The organism is Acidovorax sp. IB03 (assembly GCF_016406015.1).
In the GTDB taxonomy this organism is placed as follows: Bacteria; Pseudomonadota; Gammaproteobacteria; order Burkholderiales; family Burkholderiaceae_C; genus Acidovorax; species Acidovorax temperans.
On sequence record NZ_JAEFCH010000035.1, the window covers coordinates 20,997 to 47,841 of the forward strand.

The following is a 26,845-nucleotide window of genomic DNA, read 5'->3' on the forward strand; positions in this document are numbered from 1 at the left end:
ATCGACATGACCGATTTGCAAAAGCGTTCGTTGTTCAAAGTGGCGGCACTGTCTGCCCTGGCGGCTGCTGCCATGGTGGGCTGCGGCAAGAAGGAAGAGCCCGCGCCTGCTCCCGCCCCAGCTCCTGCGGCTGAAGCCCCAGCACCCAAGCCCGAGCCACTGAAGATCGCTTTTGCCTACGTGGGCCCTGTGGGCGACGGCGGCTGGTCTTTTGCGCACGACAACGGCCGCAAAGCCATCGAGAAGGAATTTGGCGACAAGGTGGTGACCAGCTTTGTGGAAAGCGTTCCCGAATCCGCCGACGCCGAGCGCGTGCTGCGCGACCTGGCTGGCCAGGGCAACAAGCTGATCTTTGGCACCACCTTTGGCTACATGGAGTCCATCCAGAAGATCGCAGGCGACCTGAAGGACGTGAAGTTTGAGCACGCCACGGGCTACAAGACGGCCGAGAACGTGCGCACTTACGACAGCCGCACCTACGAAGGCGCCTACATGGCCGGCGTGATCGCTGGGGCCATGACCAAGTCCAACACCCTGGGTGTGGTCGGCTCGGTGCCCATCCCTGAAGTGATCCGCAACATCAACAGCTTCACGCTGGGTGCGCAGTCGGTCAACCCCAAGATCAAGACCAAGGTGGTGTGGGTGAACGAATGGTTCAGCCCACCCAAGGAAACCGAAGCCGCCACCAGCCTGATCAATGGCGGCGCCGACGTGCTGTTCCAGAACACCGACTCGCCCGCCGTGCTCAAGACGGCCCAGGAAAAGGGCAAGCGCGCCTTTGGCTGGGACAGCGACATGACCGCCTACGGTCCCAAGGCCCACTTGGCTTCTGCCGTCATCAACTGGGGTCCTTACTACATCAAGGCCACCAAGGATGCGCTGGAAGGCACCTGGGCCACGGGCCAGAACTGGTGGGGCGTGAAGGAAGGCGCCATCGACATCGTCTCCATGGCTGACGACGTGCCGGCCGATACCAAGGCCAAGGTCGAGTCCATCAAGGCAGGCCTGAAAGACGGCAGCTTCGCCATCTGGAAGGGCCCCATCGTGGGCCAGGACGGCAAGCCCGTGCTGGAAAAAGACGTGGTGGCCGACGACAAGTTCCTGGGGGGCATCAACTTCTACGTCAAGGGCGTGGAAGGCAAGATCCCCGGCGGCGACAAAAAGTAAGCGCTGCGCTGGCTGACCGTCTCACCCTGGCCGCCTTCGGGCGGCCTTTTTTTGGCTGGCAGTGGCTGCGCTGCGCGGTGTGCGGTTTGCATACCGCTGCCGACAAGGCATCATGTGCCATGCGCCGCTGTTGCAAGCAAAGCGGCATCATTTTTGGAGTCTGCTGATGTTTAAAGTGCCCCCTGTTTTCGCACGGCGACTGCAAGAGTTGCTGCGGGCCATGCCCAAGGCCGAACTGCATATCCACATTGAAGGCTCGCTCGAACCCGAGCTGATCTTTGCCCTGGCGCAGCGCAACGATGTTCCGCTGCCCTATGCCAGCGTAGAGGCCCTGCGGCAGGCCTATGCCTTTACCAACCTGCAGAGCTTTCTGGACATCTACTACGCCGGGGCCAGCGTTTTGCTGCATGAGCAGGATTTTTACGATATGGCCCGCGCCTACCTTGCGCGAGCTGCTATGGATAACGTAGCGCATGCAGAGATTTTCTTTGACCCTCAGACCCACACCGCACGCGGCGTGGCGATCGAGACGGTGATCAACGGCCTGCACCGCGCCTGTGAGGACGCGCGCTCCGAGCTGGGCATCAGTTCCACACTGATCCTGTGCTTCTTGCGCCACCTCAGCGAGGCCTCGGCCTTTGAAACGCTGGAGCAGGCGCAGCCCCTGCTCGACAAGATCGTCGGCGTGGGCCTGGACAGCAGCGAGCTGGGGCATCCGCCAGAAAAATTCGCCCACGTCTTTGCGCGCTGCCGTGAACTGGGACTGCACCTGGTGGCCCATGCGGGCGAAGAGGGGCCGCCCGCCTACATCTGGAGCGCGCTCGATGTGCTCAAGGTTGAGCGCATCGATCATGGCGTGCAGGCCATGCACGACGCCGCCCTGATGCAGCGCCTGGCGCAAGACCGCATCCCGCTCACGGTGTGCCCGCTGTCAAACCAGAAGCTGTGCGTGTTTCCCGACCTCAAGAACCACAACCTGCGCCAGTTGTTGGACGCTGGCCTGTGCGCCACCGTCAACTCGGACGATCCGGCCTACTTTGGTGGTTACATCAACGAGAACTTCACCCAGGTGTTTGCCGCAACAGACATGACAGCCCGGCACGCTTACCAGCTGGCGTTCAACAGTTTTGAGGCCAGCTTTCTCCCCGCCCCGCGCAAAGCCGAACTGATTGCACGCCTGCAGGCGCATATCCACGCCTTCGCGTGAGTTCTGGCGGCGGGGCTCAGCCAGGAAGCTGCAAAAACGCGCTGTAACGTTTATACTTTCGAAGCCCCGTGTAGAGGGCGCAAAAGGAGACAAAGAATGCGAGATTTCATCCGGAGCGGCACCAAGCCGCTTTCCTTGCTGGCCTTGGCCGCGCTGACCGCTTGTGGTGGCGGCAGTGATGGCGACAGCAGCACCTACAACGCCGAGATCCGCCGCACCGCCATGGGCGTGCCGCACATCAAGGCCGACAGCTGGGCGGGGGTGGGTTACGGTTCCGGTTACGCGCAGGCCGAAGACAACCTGTGCACCATGGCCGATTCGTTCCTGACCTACCGGGGCGAGCGCTCGCAGTATTTTGGTGGCAGCGCCTTGCTGGCCTACTCCAGTACGATCGGCCAGCCGCGCAACATCGACTCCGACTTCTTCCATCGCCATGTGCTGTCCGCCGACGTGGTGGGCACCATGGCCGCAGCCCAGCCCGAGAACCTGCGCAAGATGGTGGAGGGCTTTGCGGCTGGCTACAACCGCTACCTGCGCGATGCCAAGGCCGCCGGCAAGGCCCACGCCGCCTGCCGTACCGAGGCCTGGGTGAAGCCCATCACGGTGCAGGATATCTGGCGCCGCATGTACGCGGCCAACCTGGCCGGCGGCTACAGCAACTTCGTCGCACCTATTGCCAACGCGGGCGCGCCGCTTGCCCAGGCGGCCCCGGCGGGCAAGAGTGTGCAGCTGGCGTCCGCCGTGTTCGACCCATCCCGCACCGAGGCGCCGCAGCTGCAGGTCGGCGGCACCGTGGGCATCGGCAGCAATATGTACGGCTTTGGCACGGCGGCCACGGGCGCGGACAGCGGCGTGATGTTTGGCAACCCGCACTGGTACTGGAAGGGGCCGGACCGCTTCTACCAGTCGCACCTGACGATTCCGGGTGAGCTCAATGTGAGCGGCGCCTCCTTCCTGGGCATGCCGGTAGTGCTGATCGGCTTTAACGACAACGTGGCCTGGAGCCACACGGTGTCCACCGCGCGCCGCTTCGGCTTCTTCCAGCTCTCGCTCACGCCCGGCGACCCGACCAGCTACCAACGCGATGGCAAGGCCGTCAAGATGGTGGCCAACCCCATTACGGTGCAGGTCAGGGACGCCGCCGGGGTGGTCGCGCCGGTCACGCGCACGCTCTACAAGTCGGAGTTCGGCCCCCTGGTGAACATGGCTCTGCTCAACCCCGCCTTGGCCTGGAACCAGACCACGGCCTTTGCCATCCGCGACATCAACGGCGACAACTACCGTACCTTCCGCAACTGGATGCGCTGGAACCAGGCCAAATCGCTCGACGAGTTCATCGCCATCCAGAAGCAGGAATCGGCCATTCCGTGGGTCAACACCGTGGCGGTGGGCCGGGGCAGCGCCAAGGCCTGGTATGCCGATATTGGCGCCGTGCCCAATGTGTCGCCCGACCAGACGGCCGCTTGCACCACGCCCTTTGGCAAGGCCATGGCGGCGGCATTGCCCAACGTGCCCTTCTTTGACGGCGCACGCAGCGCCTGCGACTGGCAAACCGATGCCGATTCGGCGCAAAAGGGCGCCATCGGCCCGTCGCGCATGCCCAGCCTGCAGCGCGATGACTACGTCGGCAATATGAACGACAGCTACTGGCTGGCCAACGCCACGGCGCCGCTCACGGGCTTCCCGCCGATCTTCGGCCCCGCCGGCACCGTGGAACAAAGCTTGCGCACGCGCCTGGGCCACACCATGGCGCTGGAGCGGCTCGCGGGCACCGATGGCTATGCCGGCAAAAAGGCCACCAGCGAGATCGTGCGCCAGATGGTGCTCAACAGCCGCGTCTTCAGCGCCGAGCGCTTCAAAATACAAGCGCTGGACATGGTGTGCACCACGCCGCAGATCGCCGTGACCGGCGCAGGCAATGTTGACGTGACAGCCGCCTGCGCGGCCTTGCGCGCCTGGGACAACGCGGGCAACGTGGCCTCGCGCGGCTCGCATGTGTGGGACGAGTTCTGGAGCCGCGTGACGGTGCCGGCAACCCAGCTCTACGCCGTTGCATTCGATGCAGCCGACCCGCTGAACACGCCACGCGATCTGAAGCCCAGTGCCAGCGACGCTCTGCGCCAGGCCTTCGGCGCGGCGGTGCAGAAAGTGCAGGCCAGCGGGTTTGCCATGGATGCACCGCGCGGCGAGATCCTGTTCGCCACGCGCGGCGGCGTCAAGATTCCGCTGTACGGCGGCTGCGGTGGCGTGGGCTACTTCACGATCACCTGCTCCGAGAACCCGATCGACAAGGGTGGCTACAGCATGGATGGGTTGCCGCATGGCAACAGCTACATGCAGGTGGTCAGCTTCCCTGCGGGCGGTGTGGAGGCGCACACCTTGCTGACTTTCTCGCTGTCGGACGACCCGGGCTCGGCGCACTACGGTGACTACACCAAGGCCTACGGCGCCAAGCAGTGGCTGCGCGTGCCGTTCTCCGAAGCGGAAATCACGTCGAGCAAGGACTACACGACGGTCACCGTGCGCGAGTAATTCCTGCACCCTGCCAAGGGCGCCAGTGCGATGGGTACTAGCGCCCTTTATTTTTCAGCCTGCGGCTTGCAGCGCCTGGCCCAGCTGCAGGGCATAGCCGCGCAGCACCTCGGCGGCGGGCTCCTTGCGCGGCCAGCTCAGCGCAATGCCATCGTCTGCATGGCGCGGCACCACATGCAGGTGAAAGTGAAAAACGGTCTGATCGCCCTCGCGGCCATTGGCCTGCAGCAGCGTCAGCCCCGGCGGGTCGAAGACCGCCTGCACGGCACGGGCAACCCGCTGGGCCGTCTGCATGACGGCCGTCGCCTCTTCGGCGGTGATGTCCAGCAAGGTGGCCGCATGGCGTTTGGTGGCCACGAGCACATGGCCGGGGTTGACCTGGCCGATGTCCATGAAGGCGATGGTCAGCGCATCCTCGTACACGCGGGCCGATGGAATCTCGCCCGCCACCAGACGGCAGAAGATGCATTGGCCGGGAGGGGATGTATCGACAAACATGGGCATGCGGCGGCTCCTTCGTGTGGTGAACAACGGCGGCATGGTAGCCCGCGCAGCACTGCCGGGTTGGCTGCGATAAAATCCGCAGCGCAAAGACTGCTGTCCCGGCGGTCTTTTGCTTTTCTGTCTCCGGGACCATGTAGAGGAACACCATGTATAAAAACCTCGCTGCCGCGCTCGCGGCCGCCTGTTTTTTCGCCCCCGTTTTTTCCCAGACCAAGGCCCCGGCCACTGCGGCAACCGCCGCAGTGGTGAAGGCCGGCTTCGTCTATGTCTCGCCGATCACCGAAGCGGGCTGGACGCGCCAGCACGAAGAAGGCCGCAAGGCTGTCGAGGCCGCGCTGGGCAGCGGGGTCCAGACCACCTTTGTCGAAAACGTGCCCGAAGGGGCCGATGCCGAACGCGTGATTCGCGACCTGGCCGCTACCGGCCACCAGATCATCTTCACGCCCAGCTTTGGCTACATGGAGCCCACGCTCAAGGTGGCGCAGGATTACCCGAACGTCAAGTTCGAGTCCATTACCGGCTACAAGACCACGGCCAATGTGGCCACCGCCAATGCGCGTTACTACGAAGGCCGTTACCTGGCGGGCATTGCGGCAGGCCGCATGAGCAAGACCGGCGTGGCCGGCTTTGTGGCGGGTTTCCCGATTCCCGAGGTGTTGCAGGGCATCAACGCGTTTGCCCTGGGAATGCGCTCGGTGAACCCGCAGGCCATGGTTAAGGTGGTGTGGCTTAACGTATGGTTCGATCCGCCCAAGGAGCGTGATGCCGCCATGGCGCTGTTCAACCAGGATGTAGATGTGATCGCCTTTCATACCGGCTCTACCGCCGTGATGGCGGCGGCGCAGGAGCGCGGCAAGATGGCCGTGGCCTACCACTCCGACATGCGCCGCACGGGGCCGGATGCGCAGATCGTGGCCATCACCCACCAGTGGGGCAACTACTACACCGAGCGCGTGCGCGCCGTGCAAAACGGCAGCTGGAAAAGCGGCAATGTCTGGGGCGGCGTGCGCGAGGGAATGATCCGCGTGGGCGACTTTGGCAGCCGCGTGCCCGCGGCCGTGCAAAAAGAGGTGCTGGCCGCGCAAAAGGCGGTGGGTGCGGGCAGGCTGCATCCCTTCCGTGCCGGCAATGCCGCGGTGCGTGACAACGAAGGCCATGAAGTCATCCCCGCCGGGCAAACGCTTTCCGACCAGCAGATTCTGCAGATGAACTGGCTGGCCGAAGGGGTGCAGGGCAAGCTGCAGCGCTGAGACCCATCGAAGGCGGCAGCGCCGCTGCCTGCCGCTAAGCTATCAAACATGCCCGTATTTCGCTCCGCCCTTTTGCGCTTTGCCGACGATGGCTCGGCCCTGTATGAACAAGATGGCCTGCTCGCCGTGGGCCCCGATGCCCAGGGGCGCCAGCGGGTGCTGGCCGCGGGGGCCTGGTCTGACCTGGCGCCACGCTTTGGCGACGGGCCCGTCGAGCACCTGCCGGGCCGCATCATTGCCCCCGGGTTTGTGGACATGCACATCCACTTTCCGCAGACCGACGTGATTGGCTCACCGGCCGATGGTCTGCTGCCCTGGCTGGAGAATTACACCTTTCCCCATGAAAAACGCTTCGCAGCGCCCGAATACAGTGCGCAAGTAGCTCAGTTTTTCATAGCAGAACTGCTGCGCAACGGCGTGACCACCGCGCTGGCGTTTGCCACCTCGCACCCCGCGTCGGCCGACGCGCTTTTTGTGGAGGCGCAGCGCCACCAGATGCGCCTGATCACCGGCAAGGTGCTGCAAGACCGCCACTCGCCGGACGGCGTGCGCGACGACACCGAACAAAGCCTCATCGATACCGAAGCGCTGATCCAGCGCTGGCACGGTGTGGACCGCCTGGGCTACGCCATCACGCCGCGGTTTGCCCCCACCAGCACGCCTGCGCAACTGCGCGGCGCGGGTGAGCTGGCGGCGCGTTACCCCGATGTGTGGATCCAGTCGCATGTGGCCGAGAATCGGGACGAAATTCGCTGGGCGCGCGAGCTGTTTCCGCGCTCGCGCAGCTACCTTGGCGTGTACGACGACTTTGGCCTGATGCGCGATCGTGCCGTGTATGCGCACTGCATCCACTTTGATGACGATGACCGCGCCTTGATGCGCGACACCGGTGCAGTGGCCGCCGTCAGCCCGACAAGTAACCTTTTTCTGGGCAGCGGGTTTTTCGACTACGCGAGTGCCGACAGGGTGGGATTTGGCTACGGACTGGCCAGTGACGTGGGCGGTGGCACCAGCTTCAGCCCCTTCCATACGATGATGGCCGCCTACTATGTGGGGCGCGAAGGGCAGACCAAGCCTGGCCTGAGCCTCTCGCCCCAGCAGCTGTGGTGGCAACACACGGCGGGTGCAGCCCAGGCGCTGGGCCTTGCGGGTGTGGTGGGGAACCTGCAGCCTGGGTGCGAGGCCGACTTTCTGGTGCTCAACCCCGAAGCTACGCCGCTGCTGGCGCGCAAGACGCGCCAGGCCCAGAGCCTGGATGAGCTATTGTTTGCGCTGATCGTGCTGGGCGACGACCGGGTTGTGGAGCAAACGGTGATTGGTCAGCAAGGTGCCAACCAGCGAGCCACCTAACGCGATGTTGCGCAGAGCAGGCGTTTGAACGCGTATCGCAGAATCATCCCTGCGTCGATACTGCGTTCGAAGGATGCCTTGCCCCGCAGCAGGGTGGCACAGTGGGCCCGTGCACCAAGCTGCGCCAGACGCGTGCGGCCCGTGTTTGCTTTGACCCAGGAGGTATCCATGTCCCCGACCCACTGCTTGCGTGGTTTGCGGCTCGTCGCTGCACTGACGCCGTTGGCGGCGTTGGCGCAAGACCCGCCCAAAGAGCCTGCATCCCCGGCCCCAGCGGCTTGTGAGGCGCGGGCTGGCGCACCGCAATGGCTCCCTTGTGGGCCGGATCGGGTGCTGACCGAGGCAGAGATCAAGTCCATGCTCATCAAGGACGATGCGGTGACTAAGATGCTGGTCACCAGCGGAAAGTCGGGCAAGCGGTTCTTTGTTCACTTCAGACCGGGCGGAAAGCTGGAGTCCGGTCCCGAAGGCGGTGCCAACTTTGGCAAAAGCTGGAAGTTCAAGGGAAACCAGGTATGCCGCGACTACTACCGCATTGCGCAGGTGGATTGCGGTACTTTCGAGTTGCAAGGCACTACCTTGTACCTGTCGGATGATGATGGCTCCAGGAGCCCCGTGAACACCCTGGAGTTCGCCAAACCTTGATGTAGTTGCGGCTTTGTCCTGTGGCGGCGGCAGAATTCTCAAGCAAAATATGGCTCAGGCGCTCGTTCATCAAGCGCCAGCAGCTATCAAAATCGTAGTATTTGCCGAGGAATTTGCAGCATGAGCATCAAGAGCGACAAGTGGATCCGCCGCATGGCCGAAGAGCACGGCATGATCGAGCCCTTCGAGCCTGGCCAGATCCGTGAACGCGAAGGCCACAAGATCATCAGCTACGGCACCAGCAGCTACGGGTACGACATCCGCTGCGCGCCTGAATTCAAGGTCTTCACCAACATCCACAGCACGGTGGTGGACCCCAAGAACTTTGATGAAAAGAGCTTTGTCGATTTCCACGGCGACAGCTGCATCATCCCGCCCAACAGTTTTGCGCTGGCCCGCACGGTGGAGTACTTCCGCATTCCGCGCAACGTGCTCACCATCTGCCTGGGCAAAAGCACCTATGCGCGCTGCGGCATCATCGTCAACGTCACACCGTTCGAGCCCGAGTGGGAAGGCTACGTGACGCTGGAGTTTTCCAACACCACGCCGCTGCCGGCGCGCATTTATGCTGGCGAGGGGTGCGCGCAGGTGCTGTTCTTTGAAAGTGACAAGGACGATGTCTGCGAGGTCAGCTACAAGGACCGCGGCGGCAAATACCAAGGCCAGGTGGGCGTGACCCTGCCCAAGGCCTGAGGCCCATCCGTTAGCGGGCGTTGCAGCCGAAGGCGAGTGAAGGCTCGCCCCCGCGCTAAGCCTGCACCACCACGCAGTTGCGGCCCTCGCGCTTGGCCTGGTACAGAGCCATGTCGCCTCGCCGCAGCAGTTCCTGCGCTGTGTCCTCCGCGCCCCGCAGTGTCGACACCCCCGCGCTGATGGTGAGCCCGCCAATCACCGGGTAGCCCAGGGACGCTTGCGAATCCACCAGCTCCTGTGCAATGGTGCGCGCGCCTTCCAGGTCGGTGTCGGGCAACAGCACCGCAAATTCCTCACCGCCCAGCCGGGCCACCACATCGGATTGGCGCAGCCGCGTGGCCAGGGTGGCGGCCAGCCGCTGCAGTACCTGGTCGCCCACATCATGGCCATGCGTGTCATTGATGCGTTTGAAGTGGTCCACATCCACCGTGATGATCGACAAGGGGCGGCCGCTGCGGCGTGCCAGGGCCAGGTCGTGGTTCATTTGCGCGTCAAAACCGCGGCGATTGAGCAGCCCGGTCAGCGGGTCGCTGCGGGCCTGGCGATCCAGCTCCTGGTTGGCTTCTTCCAGCTGCTGGGTGCGCTGCCGCACCTGGGTTTCCATGGCCTCGTTGGCAGACAGCAGCTTGTGGATCATGTCGCGCAGCGCGGAAGACAGCCGCTGCACTTCGCGGCTGCTATGGGCTGCTGGAATATCAGCCCCCGGCTTGCCTGCCTCCAGATCTTTCGCGGCCCGCGCCAGCGCGTCCAGGTCTTCGCTCAGTCGGCGCGCAGCCAACCAGGCCAGTAGCGATGCCACGGCGGCTGCTGCCAGGCCACCCAGCAGTGCTTTGGCCACGGCCTCATCGGCTTGGGCAAAGGCAATGTCCACAGGAATGCGCGCCACGATGTGCCAGCCGAGGTCGCTTTCTGCGTTGCGTGCGGGCAAGTGTGCGTGCGCGGTCAGGTAGGTCTTGCCGTCTTGCCAGCGCAGCACCTTGATTTCACGGGGCTGGTGGGCATCGCTGGGTACTTTGGCAAAGCTGGGGTCGGGCAGCGTCTGGCCGAGCCGCTGCAGCACCGCTTGCTGCCGGCCTGGGGCATGGATGAGCTGCCCGCTTCTGTCAAAGATGAATACTTCCAGTTGCTGCTCACGCGCTACGGCAGGTGTCAGGGTCTGGATCATCTCGTTGACCCATTCCCAGTAGCCATGCACCCCCAGCACGCCCACCGTGGTCGATCCGATGCGGATGGGCGCGGCAAAGTCCACGAATCGGTAGGGGTCGCCGCTCTTGGTGGGCGGCAAGAGGCTTTCCAGCAGCTTGGCGGGGTGGACGTCGCCCACGTAGGGCGCTTGCAAGCCGGCCCGGAACCAGGGCCGTTCTTCCACGTTTTGGCCTAGCAGCATATTGTTGGTAGCGGCGCGAACCACGCCTTGGGCGTCGGCTACACCGAGCCATAGGCTGTGGGGCTGCATGGCCTGCTGGCGTGCCAGGACGTGCTTGACTTCGGCAGTGTCCAGCCCGTGGCGCCAGATGACTTCTGCGTCGGCCAGCACCTGCACTTCGCGAATGCGCTCAAACAAGCCATGGGCCAGGAAGGCAGCCGCGTTGTCCGTCACCATTTGCAGGGATGCGTTGGCGTCCCCCTGGATGCGGCGCTTGAGTGCTTCGCCAAATCCGAGCGACAGCAGCACCGCCAGCGTCACCACGAGAGCGCCGAACACCCAGGCAATTTGGGTGCGCAGGCTGCGCCCCGAGATGAGAGAGGGGAGGGTGTTCAATGGCACCGATGAAGTCCTTCAGGGGGCTTGTTGCCCTGGCCGCGCATTGGCGCCTTCGTGAATGGTGGCGCGGCAAAACGGCCTGCAGCTTGCGTGGTCAGCATGGTCGCACTTTATACAGGCTTCAGGGGCGGCTGCTGTGCAAAACCCGCTATCCGGCACCGGCCAAGGGTGGCAGGCGGGCGTACCGTTGTTTACCAATCAGCTCTTTGCGCCGGATTGATCGCCGGGAACTGGGCCTAATATCGAGGCCATACCCCGCGTGGTGGCGAGGTGCAGGGAGCAACAGCATGAAATGGGAAGGCAACCGCGAGTCGGACAACGTGGAAGACCGCCGTGGCAGTGGGGGTGGGAGCGGCATGCCCGTGTTTGGTGGCCGCAGTATCGGCATCGGCACCATCGTGATCGCGCTTGTGGGCGGCTGGGTGCTGGGCATCAATCCGCTCACGATTCTGGGCCTGCTCAGTGGGGGCGGCATGCCTGCGCAGGTGCAGCAGGCCCCCGCGCAGCGCCCACCGGCAGACGACACCATGGCCCGCTTCGTATCGACCGTGCTGGCGGATACGGAAGATGTCTGGCAAACAGTTTTCCGCGAGGGTGGCGGGCGTTACCAGGAGCCGCGCCTGGTGCTGTTTCGCGGCGCCACACCCACTGCCTGCGGCACAGGGCAGGCAGCGATGGGGCCGTTTTACTGCCCCGCAGACCAGAAGGTGTACATCGACCTGGGCTTTTACGAAACCCTCAAGAGCCGCCTGGGCGCGCCCGGCGACTTTGCCCAGGCCTACGTGATTGCCCACGAGGTGGGACACCACGTGCAACACCTGCTCGGCATCACTTCCAAGGTGGACCAGATGCGCGGCCGGGTGAGCCAGAAGGAATACAACGCCATGTCGGTGCGGCTGGAGCTTCAAGCCGATTGCTTTGCTGGCGTGTGGGCGCACCACGCGCAAAACGCACGGCAGATTCTGGAGCAGGGCGATGTGGAAGAGGCCATGAACGCGGCCGGACGCATTGGCGACGATGCCCTGCAGCGCGCCAGCGGTGGCGCCGTGGTGCCTGACAGCTTCACCCACGGCAGCAGTGCGCAGCGCCAGCGCTGGTTCCACACGGGTTTGAAGCAAGGCTCGGTGCAGGCCTGCGACACGTTTTCTGCTCGCAGCCTCTAAAGCCGCGCTGGGCTCAGGGGTGGGCGGGGTGGCACTGCGTTGATTTTGGATGTAATCAGGCGGTAGCGCCCGTGTGAAAAGCGCAGGCAGCTATATTTTTGATAGCGGTTTGCGCCGTCTTTCACCGCAGCAGCACTTATCCAGCCCCGCCCATCCGGAAAAAAATGCGTTCTTGGGCCCGCGGTGCGACAATAGTGGGCTAAATGACAAGTTCCTTTTCCAATTTATCGCTGGCCGAGCCGCTAGCGCGCGCCGTAGCCGAAATGGGCTACGAATCCATGACGCCCATCCAGGCACAGGCCATTCCCGTCGTGTTGACGGGGCAGGACGTGATGGGTGCGGCCCAAACAGGCACCGGCAAGACGGCAGCCTTTTCGCTGCCCCTGCTGCAGCGCCTGCTCAAGCACGAAAACAGCTCCACTTCACCTGCGCGCCACCCCGTGCGCGCCTTGGTGTTGCTGCCCACACGCGAACTGGCCGATCAGGTCGCCCAGCAGATCGCCCTGTACGCCAAGTACACCAAGCTGCGCAGCACCGTGGTGTTTGGCGGCATGGACATGAAGCCCCAGACGCTGGAGCTGAAAAAAGGCGTTGAAGTGCTGGTGGCCACCCCCGGCCGCCTGCTCGACCACATCGAAGCCAAGAACGCTGTGCTCAACCAGGTGGAGTACGTGGTGCTCGACGAGGCCGACCGCATGCTGGACATCGGCTTTTTGCCCGATCTGCAGCGCATCCTTTCGTACCTGCCCAAGCAGCGCACCACGCTGCTCTTCAGCGCCACGTTCTCGCCTGAGATCAAGCGCCTGGCCAGCAGTTACCTGCAAAACCCCATCACCATCGAAGTGGCACGTCCGAACGAGACGGCCTCTACGGTGGAGCAGCGCTTTTACAGCGCAGGCGATGATGACAAGCGCCGCGCCATCCACCAGGTGCTCAAAACCCGTGGCATCAAGCAGGCGTTCATCTTTGTGAACAGCAAGCTCGGCTGTGGCCGCTTGGCTCGCAGCCTGGAGCGCGAAGGCCTCAAGACCGCAGCCCTGCACGGTGACAAGAGCCAGGATGAGCGCCTGAAGGCGCTGGAAGCCTTCAAGCAAGGCGAGGTGGATCTGCTGGTGTGTACCGATGTGGCCGCGCGTGGTCTGGACATCAAGGACGTGCCTGCCGTGTTCAACTTCGATGTGCCCTTCAATGCCGAAGACTACGTGCACCGCATTGGCCGCACCGGCCGCGCGGGCGCCTCGGGCTTGGCAGTCACCCTGGTGTCGGGCAGTGATGCCCGCCTGGTGGGCGACATTGAAAAGCTCATCAAGAAGAAGATCGAGCTGGAAGCTATCGAATACGACGATGACCGCCCCAAGGAACGTATCAACGACGGCCGCCGCGCATGGCGCGAAGGAGCGGATTCGAACGACCCGCGCAGCGCAGGCTCTGCCCACCGCCGCGAGGCGCGCGAACCCCGTGAACCGCGCGAGGGCCGCGAACCCCGTGACTACCGTGGCTTCCGCCCTGCCACGGTGTCGCGTGACCCGTTCTTTGCCAAGCCTTACGAGCCCAGCGTCTCTGACGCAGCACCCGCTTGGGAAGCTGCCGCCAAGGTGCCCGCGCGCAGCGGCATTTCGGCCAACATCAAGCCCAAGCGCAAGGTTGCGGCACTGTTCAAGGCGGTTCCGGCCACCGAGCCCACCAGCCAGTCGTGATGCAAAAACGCCCCTGTTGAGGGGCGTTTTTTTTGATTAAATCGAGCTCCAGCGCTTGCTGGGTAAGCGCTGGCAGCTATTGAAAAGATAGCGAAGTGCTCGGCATTCTCGATCGTCAGTGCGCGTGTTGCCCGTTGCCACTGCGGCGCTGTGGTGCCAGGCTGGTGAGCAGGGGCGCGTTGATGGCGTCAAAACCCAGAATCCGCCCCCCGCGTGCCTGCACAAAGCGCTGGGCAGCGGCGTGGTCTGCAAAGGCAGGCAGGTTGCCCGCCCGCATGGGCCCCAGGGCTGAGGAGCCCGCCACATACACCGCTTGCTGCGCATCCACCCAGGCCCCACTGTCCATGGCGGTGACATAGCGGGCCACGATGGCGCCGGCAGTGCGGCCGCGCGTGTAGTGCCCCACATTGCCCAGGTACATCATTAGGCTCAACGGGGAGTCGAAAAAGAACGCGTCCCCGTCGGCAAAGATGACCTGCCCCGCCCAGGCGCGGGAGCGAGCGGGGTACATGCCGCACACTGGGCAGCGGGCGTCTGCGGGCACATCGCGCGCTGCCGCCAGGGGCTTGCCGGAGGCTGGCTCATACGCCGTGGGTGGCGCCACCACGCACACATCGTCGCCCAGGGTGGGTGGCGTTGTAGTCTCTGCGCCCTGCTGTCCCCAGCCTGATTGCCACTGCCACGCGGCCGTCGCTGCAGTGCCCAGCAGCAGCGCAGCGACGGCTAGGCGCCGGGTGGGCTGCGGGCTGCTGGCTGCAGGTGGGCAGGATGGCTGCGAGAGCATGGTTACATCCGCGTGTCGTGCAGCGCGCCGCCGCTCAGGTCCACCATGGCGGGCGTGATTTCAGCGAAGCGCAGCACCTTGCCGCCGTATTCGCCCGCAAACTTCTTTGCGTCGACCTCTTGCGCAAAGCTGCCGATGGTTGGGCCCATCGAGCCATGGCGCTTGCCGCCCACCACATACACCGCTGTCTTGGCGTCAATCCAGTGGCCCTTGGGGGCGTTCCAGTCGGCCTGACCCATGTCCTGCACGTACACCGCCTGGACGGCCCGCACTTGTTCGCCTGCCAGCAGGGTGGCAAACAATTCCACCGTGTCGCAGAAGAACGAGGGCTTGTCTTGCCCCGCAAAGCGCACCTGCGCCTTGGGGCCGGGGTAGTCGGCCAGCAGCATGCCGTCCAGCTCACAACTGGTGGCACCGTCAATTTCCACGGGCTTGAGGGATTGGGCGCTGCTGTTGTCGGCCTGGCTGCAACCGGTCAGGCCAGTAAGGCCCGTGATGGCGCCGATGGAGGCGAGGGCAGCCCAGCCCATCATGTGGCGCCGGGTGGCGCAGCCGCATTGAGGGTGATATGGATGGGTCATGGTTTGAATCTCCAGCTCGCCAGGCCGAGTGGCACCACGATCCAGGCCGCCATCACCGAGCCCATCAGCCATGGCTTGGCCAGGGCAGGGGGCACGATGCTGGTGAGCCCGTACAGGGTGCGCACGTCTTCCAGCGAGAACACGTTGAGGATGCGGAAAACGTCTGCGGGGTTGAGCAGCAGCAGGTAGGCCATGGCCGCACCGCCGTGGCTGCCGCCCGTGGCCACCAGGGCGCCGAGCAGCAACAAATCAAACACCAGCACAAAGAAGAACCAGGTGGCAATGGCCAGACCCGAGGCGCGCGTGCGCTCATGGGTCAGGACGGACAGCAGCACGGCCAGGCTCAAGAAGGCCAGACCCAGCAGCACCGAACTGACCATGAAGCCGCCGTAGTGGAACAGACCCGCCCAGTTGAACTGCCGGTACAGCAGCACAGCCACCAGACCAAAGCCCGCCAGGGTAGACAGCGTGAGTGCCGCCGCCAGCCCCAGGTACTTGCCCAGCAGCAGCTCAATCCGCGTGATGGGCAGGGACAGCAGCAGATCGAGCGAGCCGCGCTCGCGTTCGCCCACGATGGCGTCAAAGCCGAGCAGCAGCGCGATCAGCGGGATCAGGTAAATGACCAGGCTGACCAGGCTGGCGATGGTGAATTCGATGGAGCGAAAGCCCACGGTGCCTTGCTGCGCGCCGCCAAAGTAGGCAATGGCGAGCGAGAACACCGTGAACACCAGCGCCACGGCCAGCACCCAGCGGTTGCGCATGCGGTCGCGGAACTCCTTGCCCGCGATGGTGAGGATCTGTGTGAATTCCATGGCTCAGTTCTCCCGCAGACCGAAGTACACGTCTTCGAGCGAGGGCTCGATGATGTTGACGTCCAGCACCTTGGCGCCCAGTGGCCCCAGGGCGCCCAGCACGGCCATCTTGGCGCCGCGCGGGCAGCTGATGCTGAGCCCGCTGGGGTTGGCATTGGTGTTTGCGGTGGTGGTGATGCCTGCCAGGGGCGCCAGGGCCAGCACCGCGGCGGGGATGTCTGCTTCGTTCAGCGCCAGCTCAATGGTCAGCGGCATCTGGGCCTGTTCGCGCAGTGCTTGCACGCTGCCCAGGGCTTGCAGCTTGCCTGCAGCCAGGATGGCCAGCCGGTCCACACGCTCTTGCAGCTCGGCCAGGATGTGCGAGGTGATGACGATGGTGACGCCACCGGCCTGCAGCTCGCGCAGCGTGGCGTAGAAGTCGCGGATGGCCTGGGGGTCCAGGCCGTTGGTGGGCTCGTCCAGCAGTAGCACCTGCGGGTTGCCCAGCAGGGCCTGCGCAAAGCCCAGGCGCTGGCGCATGCCCTTCGAATATTCGCGCACCGACCGCTTGCCTGCATGGGCCAGGCCCACGCGGTCCAGCAGCGCCTGGCACTGCGACAGCGGCGCGCCCTTGAGGCGGGCGAAGAAGTGCAGGGTTTCGAGCCCGTTCAGGTTGTCGTACAGCACCACGTTTTCAGGCAGGTAGCCCAGGTGGCGGCGCGCGGCGCGAAAGTCGCGGCCCTGCACCGTGGCGCCGCTGACGCGGATGTCGCCCGAGGTGGCGGGCACCAGGCCCAGGATCATCTTGAACAGCGTGCTCTTGCCCGCGCCGTTGTGGCCGATGAGGCCGAAGATCTCGCCGCGCTCCACGCGCAGGTCGATGCCGTCCACGGCGTGCAGGGCACCGTAGTGCTTGTGCACGCCTCGCACCTCAATGGCGGCGGTTGCGCTCGGGTCAGTGGGGGGAGGTTTGCGAGTCACGCTGAAAATTCCGTTGGGGTTGATTCGGTTGCATGCGGGGCTTGGGGTCCACCACGGTGGGCACGCGCAGCACAGGGAACTGCTGGCCCACCAGGCGCAGTGCCTGCACCGCAGGGCTGGCCAGCAGCAGCTTGATGGTGGGGTGGCGCCAGGTCAGGCGGTCCACCATGTCGTTGGCTTCGTAGGGCACATCGCCCACGCCGTTGCCGTCACGGTCCCAGCCCAGGTAGTTGCTCCAGTAATTGCCGCTGTCGGTGCCCCAGCGCTCGTCGCGTGCGCCCACGTAGCGCACCTGTTCGCGGTTGCCGATGAAGTCGTTGCCTTCCACCTTGTTGCGGGTGGAACCTGCGGACAGGTGCACGCCCACTGTGTTGCGCAGGATGAGGTTGCCGCGCAGGGTGGCGTATTCCACGTCGTAGATGAAGAAGCCGCGCGCGTTGTCGGCCACCACGTTGTTTTCGATGATCGAGTCTTGCAGCGTGCGCAGCATGATGCCGTGGTCGCTGTTGCCCCAGGCGCGGTTGTTGCGCACCACCTGGTCGCGCACTTCCATCAGCGCCAGGCCGCCCCGGTTCAGGTAGGTGTCGTTGTCTTCCCACAGGTTGTAGTAGGAATTCATGTAGTGCGTGCCGTAGCGGCTGTGGTGCAGCTTGTTGCCACGGAAGATGGCGTGGTGCGACACATCCACATACAGCGCATCGCGCACAAAGCTGATGTGGTTGCCTTTGATGCGTGCGCCGGTGGTGTTGTACAGCTGCACGCCATTGCCGCGCTGCGACGAGTTCACATCGCGCAGGCCGGTGATGGTGTTGTGCTCCACCCGCACATCGTTGGCCTTTTCAATCCACAGACCGAACAGGTTATAGGTGAGATCGTTCTTGCGCACCACGGCGCGGTGCGCGCCGGGGTAGATGTAGATGCCCGCGTTCTGGTCCTTGAGGCTGGTGCCCGAGTCGCGCACGATCAGACCTTCCAGCACCACATCGGGGGCAGTGACGCGGATGGTGTCGCCCACCTGCCCGCCGCTGAGCGTGGGGCGGTTGATGCCGCGCAGCGTCAGCGCCTTGTCGATGCGCAGGTTCACGCGGTAAAAGCCCCGCTCCACCTCCACCGTGTCGCCAGGGGCGGCGGCTTGCACGGCGGCCTGCAGATCCTGACCGGCCTGCACGCGCACGGTAGCGGCGCTGGCGGGCTGGCTGAGAAGGCTGGCGGCCAAGGCCAGCAGCGCGAGGGCGGCAAGGTGCGACTTCATTACGCCAACCCTACCAGGGTCTTGATGGCCAGGAACAACGCAGCGCCGATCAGCAGGTTCTTGAAGCCCACATAGCTCAGCATGTCCATCACGCCGGCCACGCGGTACTGGTCGCGCCACCAGGGGCCGTCCTTCACATAGCGCTTGCCCGACAGGCGGATCAGCACCTCGTACACGCTCCAGCCAAACCACCAGCCAATGATGGCACCCGACGACAGCGAGCCCATGGCGGCCATGACCCAGGCCACGCTGGCAGCCACGGCGAGCGAGAAGCCCGCCACCTGCAAGGCGCGGCGTGAAGCCCAGCCCTCGCGGCTCCAGGGCCACAGGTGGTCTACCAACTCCAGCAGCACCCAGCGCAAGCCACGTGCACCGGTCTTAGGCGCAGGCTGTGCAGGTGGCGTGGGCATGCGTGGATCCGGGCCCTTGGCGGCCTTGGCCGAAATCTGGTCAGCCACCGTGGCAGGGTGGATCGGGATGAAGTAGCCGTTGGCGCCGATGGGCGTGATTTCCAGGCCATCCTTCTCGCGGCGCTTGCGTTCCTTGGCCAGGGGCGGGCAGCCCTTGGTGTCGGTGTAGAGCACCATGCAGTCTAGGCAGTGCAGGCATTCGCGGTGGTCAATGCGGCCATCGGCATCAATGGCCTGGGCGCCACAGCCCACGGCGCAGGCCTTGCAGCTGTTGCAGTCCTGCTTGCGCTTGAGGCCAAACCAGCGGAACGTGCTGGGCATGGCCAGCGACGCGCCCAGCGGGCAGATGTATTTACAATAAGGCCGCTCGATGAAGATCGACACGCCCAGGATGGCCGCCACAAACAGGCTGTAGGGCCAGGCGCGGTTCATCACACCCACCAGGAAGGTGGTCTTGAACGGCTCCACCTCGGCCAGCTTTTCAGCCAGGCCCATGGAGAACATCGACACCACCAGCAGGCCGAAGAACACCGCGTACTTCACCCACTTGAGCCGGTCGTGCCACTTCTGCGGCAGCTGGGTCTGGAAGCGCTTGAGGCCGATCATCCGGGCGACCTTGTAGATCGCCTCTTGCAGCGAGCCGAACGGGCACATCCAGCCGCAGAACAGGCCGCGCCCGAACAGGAACACGGTGACGATGATGAAGATCCAGAACAGGAAGATGAAAGGGTCGGACAGGAACAGCGACCAGGTCCACTGGAACAGCAGCGAGTGGAACCAGGTCAGCACCTGCGTGATGGAGGGCTGCGCCATGGCGCCAAAGCCGATCCAGAAAATGGCCAGGGCCCAGAAGGTGTACTTGAAGCCGTTGACGGGCCACTTGTTCTTGTGGGTGGACAGGCGGGTGAGCTTTTCGCGCAGGGCATACACGACCGTTACGGCGATGAGCACCAACGCAAACAGCGCAATCTCCACCGCACGCGTCTTCCACACGCGCACCCAGGGGGCGTCGGGTTCTTCAATCGTGGGGCGGCCGCCTTGCAGCATGCTGGCGGGCAGCCAGTAAGGCGTATCAAAGCTGGTGAAGCTGCGGGTGCCGGTGGCGCGGTCCACGCGGTTGCCCAGGAAGCTCAGCTTCCAGGGGTAGGCGGCAGAGAACGCGGCCGAACGGATGATGAAAATGACGGACTCGTTGTAGCTCGGGGCTCCTGCCGCATCCAGGCCATACAGGTTGAGTGCATCGAGATCACGGAAGGTGAAGGAATCTGCGCCCTGGCGCACCTGCACCCGGTCGTAAATGCCGCCGCGCACAAAGCCCGAACCCTTGAACGATTCCTTGCCGCCGGTGCGGATGATGAAGAAGGCGTGCTCGCCTTCCTTGAGCTGCAGGCGCAGGTTGTTCCAGCCGTTGTCGCCCAGCAGGCTCTTGCCCAGGTCGGGGTGGTTCAGGTCGCCAAACCACAGCTCGATGAAAGGCTCGGGGCCCTTGTCCAGCCCCACCTGTTCGGGCTGCACGCGCAGGCGTTGCACCACGCCTTGCTGCACCATGTCGGCCCAGGTCAGGCGCTTGCCGGTTTCGGCATAGCGGGCGGGTTCGCGCACCGTGGGCGCGAGGATGCCCACCTGCCGCGCCACGGCCGAGCCCGAAGCCATCATGACCTGGTTCTGCGCGATGACGGTGACGGTGGCGCCCGAGATGGCATCGAGCCCGATCACGTTCTCATCGGGGCGCGACTGGCCCACCTCGATCTTGTCAGCCACCGACTTGCCCAGGTACTGGGCGTTGAAGTTGAGCAGCGCCGATTCAGGAATGCCCAGCAGCAGGATGGGCTCGGAATGCTTGAGCACCTTCACGCCCACAAAGCGGCCTTGCGTGTCCATGCCGATGAGCGTGACCACAGGCTTGCCGGAGTAGGCGGGCGTGTCGGTGATGTCGGTGGACAGCATCACGTAGCCCAGCAGCCTTTTTTGGATACCGTCGTTGTCGTAAGCCTCTACATAGGGCGGCTGGCCCTTGCGTTCAGAAAAATGGCTGGCGCCGGGAAACACGTCCTTGCAGGGTACGAGAGCGCACAGGTCGCGCGCGGTGGCCAGTTCCGCCGGCAGCTCTGCCTCGTAAGCACCCGCCGCCGCATGGGCACGCGACAGCAGCAACAGAGGCAACAGCAAGACCAGAACAAGTGCGGAGAACCGCCGACCGAGGGATGTCATGGAACTATCTTTTTGATAGCTGCCAGCGCTTATTCAATAAGCGCTAGAGGCCAATTTGATTCAAATTAGTGCGTAAGCGTGATCACGGGCGTGCCCTGGGCGAGGGCAGCCGAGCAAGGGCCTACGCCGGCCGCGCCGCCCCGCAGCGAGGGCTGCGTCCCCCTTCCGCAGCGCGTAGCGCTGCAAGAGAAGGGGGAAGGCGCGCAGCGCCTCAGGGGGATGCTCTGAATCAAGCTTCGACGATCATGCGAGTACGCATCTCCAGGTGCAGCGCATGGCAGAAGTGCGTGCAGTAGCACCAGAACACACCGGGCTTGTCGGCGATGAAGGTCACCGACTTGGTCTCCAGCGGGTTCACGATGAAGTTCACGTTGTAGTTCGGGATCGCAAAGCCGTGCGTCAGGTCTTCGATCTTGTCCAGGTTGGTCAGGATCAGCGTAACCTCGTCACCCTTCTTGAGCTTGAACTCGCGCAGGCTGAATGCGGGGGCCTGCGAAGTCATCTTCACGGTGACCTTTTTGCCATTGCGGAACACGCCGGACTCCTTCGGGTCCTTCACGGCCAGCGGGAACTCGTCGAGCGTGTAGACCTGCTTTGGACGCACCAGATCGCGCTTGAAGATGATGAAGTCATGGGGCTCGCCACGCACGGGGTGGTCGGCCAGCAGCACCATCTTCTCGCCCGAGATGTCGATGAGCTGTTCGTTCTCGGGGTGCAGCGGGCCCACGGGCAGGAAGCGGTCCTTGGAGAACTTGCAGCCCACAGCCAGGAACTTGCCGTCGGCCGCCTTGGTTTCAGACTGTGATGCGTTCAAGTGACCGGGCTGGTATTGCACATCGAGGCGGTCCACCACGTACTTGGCGGTCTTGTCGCCCGCGTGGAACTTGATGGCGGCTTCCACGTTCCACTTGACCACCTGGCTGTCCAGGAACAGGGTGGTGTAGGCGTTGCCACGGCCGTCGAAGGCGGTGTGCAGCGGGCCCAGGCCGATTTCGACCTCAGCGACGATGGCGGAGTCGAGCTTTTCCAGCTTGCCGTCGAACCATTCAAGCACCTTGGCCAGTTCGATCACGGTGGCGGTGGGCGAGAGCTTGCCGGCGCAGATGAAGTACTTGCCATCGGGGCTGGCGTTCACGCCGTGCGGGTTCTTGGGCACCGACACATAGGCGGTGAGGGCCGTCTTGGGGTCCTTGTTGGCTTCATGGGTGCCGTCCACTACGGGCACCTTGCTGGTGCCGATGGTCTTGAACTTGCCGGCCTTGACAGCTTCTTCGATGCGAGCAATGTTGAAAAACAGGCAGGCGTCGCGCTCGGCGGACATCATGTCCTCGTACTTGGCGCCCATCTCGACGTTGTACTGGTTCGTCGCAGCGAGCTTGCCGTCATAGGAGGTGGCGGTCAGATCGCAGTTGCCGTCGATCAGCACTTGCCAGCGCACTTCCATGGTCTCGGCGTCCACGCAGGTGAACATCGAGCGGTACTTGGTGTGATCCTCGGAGCCGGTATTGGGCAGCGGGATGCTGAACTCGGCGCCGCAGAACACGCGCGTGGTGTAGTTGATCGCTGGATCGACCGGGTCGCGCTTGTCCGGGAAAATGCCGTGGAAGCCCTGCACGTTGGGCAGCTCGGTGATCTTGTCGCACACGAAGTAGTCCAGGCGGATACGGGCCAGACGGCTGTTGATCTTGTCGTTGATCCAGGCGTAGCGGCCGTCGTAGTTGCCGTCTTTGTACGAAGCGTGGGTGTGGTGGGTATCGGCCACCGTGTACTTCAGGCTGCCGTCGGGCTTGGTGCCCATCACGGCCTTGGATTCATTGGTGATGCCCCAGCCCACCAGCGCGTCGGGTACGAAGCAGGGGATGCGGGTGATTTCTCGGCCCGATGGCAGACCCAGCACGCGCATGTCTCCCGTATGGCCGCCACTCCACAGGCCGTAGTAGGTGTCCAGTTCGCCGGGCTTGAGGTGCACGTTGGCGCCAGCTCCTGCATGGCTCGATGCGGGGGCGGCAGGCGCTGCAGGCGCGGCCGCAGTGCCGGGCTTTTCGGTGCAGGCTGCAACGCCAGCCGTCAGGCCAACCAGTGCAGCGGTGTTGATGAAACTGCGCCGGCCCAGGCCGCCGGATGCAAGTTGCTGGTCTTTCTTATCGATCATTGTTTACCTCTTTAGGTTGGCTCAGTGAAAAAAAGGGGGGGCACGCGCGGGTGGTCGGTGCCTGAGAAGCAGTGGATGCAGCGGCTCTGCACGCCAGATCGCCAAATGCAACGGCGCTGGCATGCCAGAAACAAAGGGGGTGAGGTGCGGCGGCGGAACGCTGGAAGGCAGGCACAGAGGGCAGTCCATGCCCATGGCCTCCGCGGTGGAGATGTCTTTGGTCACCTCGGCGGCCACCCACTTGGCAGGGCCGCCGTTGCCCGAACACACCAGTTCCATGGCGTGGTGTCGTATGGAAGGAGATGCCCCAGCTACCAGCAAAGCGAGCACGAACGAAGCCAATACCCATAGGCGCAGCGCTCGGTGTTTGCAATGGAAGGACATGGCCGCGATAATAGATTCACATAATATGAATCATATTGATGTAAGTCATGCTTTTGCGGTGTGTACCCCTGTCCATCAAGACGCTGCCAAATTACATTGGTGGCACGAGATGCGCAGGCCCACCGCCAAGGCGGAAAGCGCTGGAGCAACTGCCCGCGTGCAACGCACAAAGGCCTGCACCGCATTCAATGTTTATCCAATACGACAGGACGTTTGCTATGAAGAAAATTTCCATGATGTGCACGGCAGCCGCCGTGCTGGCCTTTACGCTCGCAGGCTGCGGTGACAAGCGGCCCGCCGAGGCACCTGCCGCATCGGCACCAGCACCTGCGGCGGCCCCAGCGGCCCCTGCGGCACCGGCTGCCCCAGAGAACACAGTGGGCAAGAGCGTGTACGGCAAGACCTGCGCGATGTGCCATGCAGCCGGCGTGGCGGGTGCGCCCAAGCCGGGTGACAAAGCCGATTGGGGCCCACGCATTGCCCAAGGCAAAGACACGCTCTACAAGCACGCCATTGAAGGCTTTACAGGCGCCAAAGGCATGATGCCCGCCCGTGGCGGTGGCGCCAGCCTGACCGACGATGAAGTCAAGGCCGCCGTGGATTTCATGGCCGACCAGTCGATCTGACGGAGGCGCTATGCCGCAAGCATCTGCCTCCGCTTCTTCCCACTTGCTGAGCCGCAGGCGTGTGGCGCTCGCCATACCGCTGCTGGGCAGCGCACTGTGGGCTGCCACGGCCAAGGCATCCACTCCCGTGCTGCGTACACAGCGGCCGGTGGTGGGGACGGCCGTGGACATCGTGGTTGAGGGGGCTGATGCCCAGCAGCTGCGCAGCGCCACCGAGCACGCCTTTGCACGCATGCGTGAGCTGGAGGCGTTGCTGAGCAAATACGACCCCCAAAGCCCCGTCAGCCGCGTGAGCGCAGCGGCAGGCAAGCACCCGGTGGCGGTGCCGCCTGCCGTGATGGCGGTGCTGCGCGAGGCGCAACGTATCCATGCAGTGACCGATGGGGCATTCGACGTGACGGTGGGTGGGTTGAAGGCCTGGCACTTTGGCGAGGGTGTGCAGCAGATGCCGCAGGCAGAGGATGTCGCGCGGCAATTGAGCCTGGTGGGCGCGCAGGATTTGGTGCTGGATACCAACGCAGGCACCGCGTATTTGCGGCGCCGCGGCATGGCGCTGGATTTGGGTGGGATTGCCAAGCTGCCCATCCTGGAAGCGGGCATGCGCGTGCTGCAGGAGCATGGCATTGACAACGCCATGGTCAATGGCGGCGGCGACGTGCTGGTGCGCGGGCAAATGCAAGGCCGCGCCTGGCGCGTGGGTCTGCGCGATCCGCGTGCGCCTTCCCAGCTGCTGGGAGCTGTATCGCTGCAGGGCAGCGCCGTGGTGGCCTCTTCGGGCGACTATGAGCGCTACTTTTGGCACCGAGGGCAGCGCCAGCACCATGTGCTCAACCCGCGCACGGGCTGGCCCACCACGGGCGTGCACGGCGTGAGCCTGATCGCATCTTCGGTGGCACAGGTCAATGGCTTGGGCGCCTCCATCATGGTGATGGGCGCTGATGCCGGCAAGGCCTTGGCGCACCGCCAAGGTGGCTTGGCGGTGCTGATTGCGCAGAGCAATGGGCAGGTGTGGAAGTCGCCCGCCATGGCGCGCCAGCTCGGCTCTGCCTGATTCGATTCAGGCACGTGCCCTTGCCGCAGATTTTTCCGAGGGCACGGTCTTGCCGTGCGATGGTCAGTTGCCCGGCACCTGGGCCTGTTCGCAATGCACTTGAATCAACTCCCGTTCTGCCAGCGTGTTTCCAAAACGCACGGCGCTGAGGCAGCCGCCCCACACGCAACCGGTGTCCAGCCCCAGCACATGGGGGCGGTTCAAGAACCCCAGCGTAGACCAGTGCCCAAAGGCCATCGTGGTGTCCGCCGTGCGTCTGCCCGGCACATCAAACCATGGCACCAGACCTGCAGGTGCCTGCGCGGCGCTTTCGGTGTTTTCAAAATCCATCACACCCTCCACCGAGCAAAACCGCAGGCGCGTCATGGCGTTCACGATGGCGCGCAGCCGCTCGGTTCCCTGCAGTGTTGCATCCCACCGGTCGGGTGTGTTTCCGTACATCTGGTGCAGAAAGTCGTGCAGCTGGGGCCCTCGCAGCACTGCGTGCACTTCGCCTGACAAGGCCACCACGTCCTCCAGTGTCCAGCTGGGCAACACCCCCGCATGCACCATGAGCAAGGTTTCGCCAGCCAGGGTGTGCGTTCGCGCCAGCGGTTGCTGGCGCAGCCAATCGAGCAGGGCAGGGTGGTCCGGCGCTTCCAGCACGTGGGCCAGCGTGTCGCGCTTGGATGGCTTGCGCGCGCCGTGCGCTGCCGCCAGTAAATGCAGGTCGTGGTTACCCAGCAAAGCTTGAATGGCACCATCATTTCGCACGCACCGGCGCAATACGTCTGCGGAGGTGGGCCCCCGGTTGACCAAATCACCCAGCAGATAAATCGTGTCGCGGCTGGGAGAAAAACCAATCGTGTCCAAAAGTCGGTGCAATGCGTTGTCGCAGCCTTGGATGTCGCCTATGCAATAAATGGCCATGGGGTGAAGATGAGGGTCTGAGAGAAGGAGGAAACTGATTTTCCTCGAGCCGAATCGCCTGAGGATACGCTGCACTGGAGCAGAGTAACTGGGGCCGATGGTGGGAAGAGGGTTGGCCTGGTTGACATGCCACGTGGGGATATGCCGTTATGCCACAAACGATCTGCAAAATCTGGGCTGTCCATTCTCAAGCGATCAGTGGCTTACAGATGTCCTCCATGCATTGTGGTGACGCGGCTGTATATCTTGCTCTTGGGCAACATGCAGGGAATTGAGTCGAAATAACCAAGTCCAGCGTAAAGAATGTTATTTGTCCATATAATGGCGATTCCGCTCTACTTACTTTTGATTACACACCATGACCACCTACAAAGAACTATTGAAGCAACGCGAGGCTTTGGAGCAGCAAATCAGTGAAGCCCGCCGGCGCGAACTGAGCGATGCCATCAGCCAAGTGCGCTCTTTGGTGGCTGAATTTGGTCTGACTTCTCAAGATGTATTCCCCACTGGCCGTGCCCGCAGCGCCAGCGCTGGCACCAAGGTGGCGCCCAAGTACCGCAACCCCGCGACAGGCGAAACCTGGACGGGCCGTGGCAAGGCGCCCAAGTGGATTCAAAACCAAGACCGCGAGCAGTTCGCGATTTGAGTGGATTCCATGCATTGCTAAAAAAGCCCGCTTTTGCGCAATGCCAGTCAGTTAAGAGCTGACTGGCATTTTTTCGTTGGGAATTTGGAAGCGC

Annotated in this window: 22 protein-coding genes; 12 read left to right on the plus strand and 10 right to left on the minus strand. The window is 63.8% G+C overall.

Annotated features, from left to right (window positions below):
- The first annotated feature begins 6 nt into the window (after positions 1 to 6).
- From IHV84_RS16230 to IHV84_RS16240, 3 genes are all read left to right on the plus strand, one after another.
- On the plus strand, positions 7 to 1,167 hold the full coding sequence (locus IHV84_RS16230) for a BMP family ABC transporter substrate-binding protein (RefSeq protein WP_198847625.1): 1,161 nt from the start codon (positions 7 to 9) through the stop codon (positions 1,165 to 1,167).
- A 166-nt stretch (positions 1,168 to 1,333) separates the two neighbouring features.
- A complete protein-coding gene (locus tag IHV84_RS16235; protein WP_198847626.1) occupies positions 1,334 to 2,374 on the plus strand; it encodes an adenosine deaminase in 1,041 nt (346 codons plus the stop codon).
- A gap of 96 nt (positions 2,375 to 2,470) precedes the next feature.
- Positions 2,471 to 4,906: a penicillin acylase family protein gene (locus tag IHV84_RS16240; RefSeq protein ID WP_198847627.1), complete on the plus strand. Its 2,436-nt coding sequence runs from the start codon at positions 2,471 to 2,473 to the stop codon at positions 4,904 to 4,906.
- Positions 4,907 to 4,960: 54 nt separating this feature from the next.
- On the opposite strand, the gene IHV84_RS16245 is transcribed toward IHV84_RS16240, so the two are convergent.
- Entirely contained in the window at positions 4,961 to 5,410 is a 450-nt protein-coding gene (locus IHV84_RS16245; RefSeq protein WP_198847628.1) for an HIT family protein, read from the minus strand.
- Positions 5,411 to 5,556: 146 nt separating this feature from the next.
- On the opposite strand from IHV84_RS16245, the gene IHV84_RS16250 reads away from it, so the two are divergent.
- The 4 genes from IHV84_RS16250 (at position 5,557) to dcd (ending at position 9,348) form a co-directional block, all read left to right on the plus strand.
- Positions 5,557 to 6,660 (plus strand): BMP family ABC transporter substrate-binding protein, encoded by a 1,104-nt coding sequence (locus tag IHV84_RS16250; protein ID WP_198847629.1) that lies wholly within the window; start codon positions 5,557 to 5,559, stop codon positions 6,658 to 6,660.
- Between the two features lie 48 nt (positions 6,661 to 6,708).
- Positions 6,709 to 8,010: a guanine deaminase gene (gene guaD / locus IHV84_RS16255; RefSeq protein ID WP_198847630.1), complete on the plus strand. Its 1,302-nt coding sequence runs from the start codon at positions 6,709 to 6,711 to the stop codon at positions 8,008 to 8,010.
- A 168-nt stretch (positions 8,011 to 8,178) separates the two neighbouring features.
- Positions 8,179 to 8,655, plus strand: a complete 477-nt coding sequence (locus IHV84_RS16260; RefSeq protein WP_198847631.1) for a hypothetical protein — start codon at positions 8,179 to 8,181, stop codon at positions 8,653 to 8,655.
- A 120-nt stretch (positions 8,656 to 8,775) separates the two neighbouring features.
- Positions 8,776 to 9,348: a dCTP deaminase gene (gene dcd / locus IHV84_RS16265; protein ID WP_044396909.1), complete on the plus strand. Its 573-nt coding sequence runs from the start codon at positions 8,776 to 8,778 to the stop codon at positions 9,346 to 9,348.
- 55 nt (positions 9,349 to 9,403) lie between these two features.
- Here the strand turns inward: dcd and IHV84_RS16270 are convergent, their stop codons facing one another.
- On the minus strand, positions 9,404 to 11,116 hold the full coding sequence (locus IHV84_RS16270; RefSeq protein WP_370541307.1) for a diguanylate cyclase: 1,713 nt from the start codon (positions 11,114 to 11,116) through the stop codon (positions 9,404 to 9,406).
- Positions 11,117 to 11,400: 284 nt separating this feature from the next.
- Between IHV84_RS16270 and IHV84_RS16275 the strand changes: the two genes are divergently transcribed.
- Positions 11,401 to 12,276 carry a neutral zinc metallopeptidase gene (locus tag IHV84_RS16275; protein ID WP_198847632.1) on the plus strand — a complete coding sequence of 292 codons (876 nt, stop codon included), beginning with the start codon at positions 11,401 to 11,403 and terminating at the stop codon, positions 12,274 to 12,276.
- Between the two features lie 203 nt (positions 12,277 to 12,479).
- On the plus strand, positions 12,480 to 13,973 hold the full coding sequence (locus tag IHV84_RS16280; RefSeq protein ID WP_044396913.1) for a DEAD/DEAH box helicase: 1,494 nt from the start codon (positions 12,480 to 12,482) through the stop codon (positions 13,971 to 13,973).
- Positions 13,974 to 14,088: 115 nt separating this feature from the next.
- Here the strand turns inward: IHV84_RS16280 and IHV84_RS16285 are convergent, their stop codons facing one another.
- From IHV84_RS16285 to nosZ, 7 genes are all read right to left on the minus strand, one after another.
- Positions 14,089 to 14,757, minus strand: coding sequence for a nitrous oxide reductase accessory protein NosL (locus tag IHV84_RS16285; RefSeq protein WP_198847633.1), 669 nt, complete (start codon positions 14,755 to 14,757; stop codon positions 14,089 to 14,091).
- A 2-nt stretch (positions 14,758 to 14,759) separates the two neighbouring features.
- Positions 14,760 to 15,338 (minus strand): nitrous oxide reductase accessory protein NosL, encoded by a 579-nt coding sequence (locus IHV84_RS16290; RefSeq protein WP_198847634.1) that lies wholly within the window; start codon positions 15,336 to 15,338, stop codon positions 14,760 to 14,762.
- On the minus strand, positions 15,335 to 16,150 hold the full coding sequence (locus IHV84_RS16295) for an ABC transporter permease (RefSeq protein WP_066698741.1): 816 nt from the start codon (positions 16,148 to 16,150) through the stop codon (positions 15,335 to 15,337). Before IHV84_RS16295 ends, IHV84_RS16290 begins: the two co-directional genes overlap by 4 nt.
- Positions 16,151 to 16,153: 3 nt before the next feature.
- A complete protein-coding gene (locus IHV84_RS16300; protein ID WP_198847635.1) occupies positions 16,154 to 17,110 on the minus strand; it encodes an ABC transporter ATP-binding protein in 957 nt (318 codons plus the stop codon).
- The gene (locus IHV84_RS16305; protein ID WP_198847636.1) at positions 17,085 to 18,362 is read right to left on the minus strand and encodes a nitrous oxide reductase family maturation protein NosD; all 1,278 of its coding nucleotides are present in this window, start codon (positions 18,360 to 18,362) and stop codon (positions 17,085 to 17,087) included. Before IHV84_RS16305 ends, IHV84_RS16300 begins: the two co-directional genes overlap by 26 nt.
- Positions 18,362 to 20,983: a NosR/NirI family protein gene (locus IHV84_RS16310; protein ID WP_198847637.1), complete on the minus strand. Its 2,622-nt coding sequence runs from the start codon at positions 20,981 to 20,983 to the stop codon at positions 18,362 to 18,364. Before IHV84_RS16310 ends, IHV84_RS16305 begins: the two co-directional genes overlap by 1 nt.
- 229 nt (positions 20,984 to 21,212) lie before the next feature.
- Positions 21,213 to 23,135, minus strand: a complete 1,923-nt coding sequence (gene nosZ / locus IHV84_RS16315) for a TAT-dependent nitrous-oxide reductase (protein ID WP_198847638.1) — start codon at positions 23,133 to 23,135, stop codon at positions 21,213 to 21,215.
- A gap of 602 nt (positions 23,136 to 23,737) precedes the next feature.
- Here nosZ and IHV84_RS16320 point away from each other — a divergent pair.
- Positions 23,738 to 24,145, plus strand: coding sequence for a cytochrome c5 family protein (locus IHV84_RS16320; protein ID WP_066698730.1), 408 nt, complete (start codon positions 23,738 to 23,740; stop codon positions 24,143 to 24,145).
- A gap of 10 nt (positions 24,146 to 24,155) precedes the next feature.
- Positions 24,156 to 25,196 carry an FAD:protein FMN transferase gene (locus IHV84_RS16325; protein ID WP_198847639.1) on the plus strand — a complete coding sequence of 347 codons (1,041 nt, stop codon included), beginning with the start codon at positions 24,156 to 24,158 and terminating at the stop codon, positions 25,194 to 25,196.
- A gap of 63 nt (positions 25,197 to 25,259) precedes the next feature.
- On the opposite strand, the gene IHV84_RS16330 is transcribed toward IHV84_RS16325, so the two are convergent.
- Positions 25,260 to 26,105 carry a symmetrical bis(5'-nucleosyl)-tetraphosphatase gene (locus tag IHV84_RS16330; RefSeq protein ID WP_198847640.1) on the minus strand — a complete coding sequence of 282 codons (846 nt, stop codon included), beginning with the start codon at positions 26,103 to 26,105 and terminating at the stop codon, positions 25,260 to 25,262.
- Positions 26,106 to 26,463: 358 nt separating this feature from the next.
- Here IHV84_RS16330 and IHV84_RS16335 point away from each other — a divergent pair, with 358 nt between their 5' ends.
- Positions 26,464 to 26,751 carry an H-NS family nucleoid-associated regulatory protein gene (locus tag IHV84_RS16335; protein WP_044396922.1) on the plus strand — a complete coding sequence of 96 codons (288 nt, stop codon included), beginning with the start codon at positions 26,464 to 26,466 and terminating at the stop codon, positions 26,749 to 26,751.
- The last annotated feature ends 94 nt before the right edge of the window (positions 26,752 to 26,845 follow it).

What these genes read in the sequence shown, in the direction of transcription:
- IHV84_RS16230 (WP_198847625.1), top strand. Translation starts at nt 7, where the DNA reads ATGACCGATTTGCAAAAGCGTTCGTTGTTCAAAGTGGCGGCACTGTCT.
- IHV84_RS16235 (WP_198847626.1), top strand. Translation starts at nt 1,334, where the DNA reads ATGTTTAAAGTGCCCCCTGTTTTCGCACGGCGACTGCAAGAGTTGCTG.
- IHV84_RS16240 (WP_198847627.1), top strand. Translation starts at nt 2,471, where the DNA reads ATGCGAGATTTCATCCGGAGCGGCACCAAGCCGCTTTCCTTGCTGGCC.
- IHV84_RS16245 (WP_198847628.1), bottom strand. Translation starts at nt 5,410, where the DNA reads ATGCCCATGTTTGTCGATACATCCCCTCCCGGCCAATGCATCTTCTGC.
- IHV84_RS16250 (WP_198847629.1), top strand. Translation starts at nt 5,557, where the DNA reads ATGTATAAAAACCTCGCTGCCGCGCTCGCGGCCGCCTGTTTTTTCGCC.
- guaD (WP_198847630.1), top strand. Translation starts at nt 6,709, where the DNA reads ATGCCCGTATTTCGCTCCGCCCTTTTGCGCTTTGCCGACGATGGCTCG.
- IHV84_RS16260 (WP_198847631.1), top strand. Translation starts at nt 8,179, where the DNA reads ATGTCCCCGACCCACTGCTTGCGTGGTTTGCGGCTCGTCGCTGCACTG.
- dcd (WP_044396909.1), top strand. Translation starts at nt 8,776, where the DNA reads ATGAGCATCAAGAGCGACAAGTGGATCCGCCGCATGGCCGAAGAGCAC.
- IHV84_RS16275 (WP_198847632.1), top strand. Translation starts at nt 11,401, where the DNA reads ATGAAATGGGAAGGCAACCGCGAGTCGGACAACGTGGAAGACCGCCGT.
- IHV84_RS16280 (WP_044396913.1), top strand. Translation starts at nt 12,480, where the DNA reads ATGACAAGTTCCTTTTCCAATTTATCGCTGGCCGAGCCGCTAGCGCGC.
- IHV84_RS16285 (WP_198847633.1), bottom strand. Translation starts at nt 14,757, where the DNA reads ATGCTCTCGCAGCCATCCTGCCCACCTGCAGCCAGCAGCCCGCAGCCC.
- IHV84_RS16290 (WP_198847634.1), bottom strand. Translation starts at nt 15,338, where the DNA reads ATGACCCATCCATATCACCCTCAATGCGGCTGCGCCACCCGGCGCCAC.
- IHV84_RS16295 (WP_066698741.1), bottom strand. Translation starts at nt 16,150, where the DNA reads ATGGAATTCACACAGATCCTCACCATCGCGGGCAAGGAGTTCCGCGAC.
- IHV84_RS16305 (WP_198847636.1), bottom strand. Translation starts at nt 18,362, where the DNA reads ATGAAGTCGCACCTTGCCGCCCTCGCGCTGCTGGCCTTGGCCGCCAGC.
- IHV84_RS16310 (WP_198847637.1), bottom strand. Translation starts at nt 20,983, where the DNA reads ATGACATCCCTCGGTCGGCGGTTCTCCGCACTTGTTCTGGTCTTGCTG.
- nosZ (WP_198847638.1), bottom strand. Translation starts at nt 23,135, where the DNA reads ATGATCGATAAGAAAGACCAGCAACTTGCATCCGGCGGCCTGGGCCGG.
- IHV84_RS16320 (WP_066698730.1), top strand. Translation starts at nt 23,738, where the DNA reads ATGAAGAAAATTTCCATGATGTGCACGGCAGCCGCCGTGCTGGCCTTT.
- IHV84_RS16325 (WP_198847639.1), top strand. Translation starts at nt 24,156, where the DNA reads ATGCCGCAAGCATCTGCCTCCGCTTCTTCCCACTTGCTGAGCCGCAGG.
- IHV84_RS16330 (WP_198847640.1), bottom strand. Translation starts at nt 26,105, where the DNA reads ATGGCCATTTATTGCATAGGCGACATCCAAGGCTGCGACAACGCATTG.
- IHV84_RS16335 (WP_044396922.1), top strand. Translation starts at nt 26,464, where the DNA reads ATGACCACCTACAAAGAACTATTGAAGCAACGCGAGGCTTTGGAGCAG.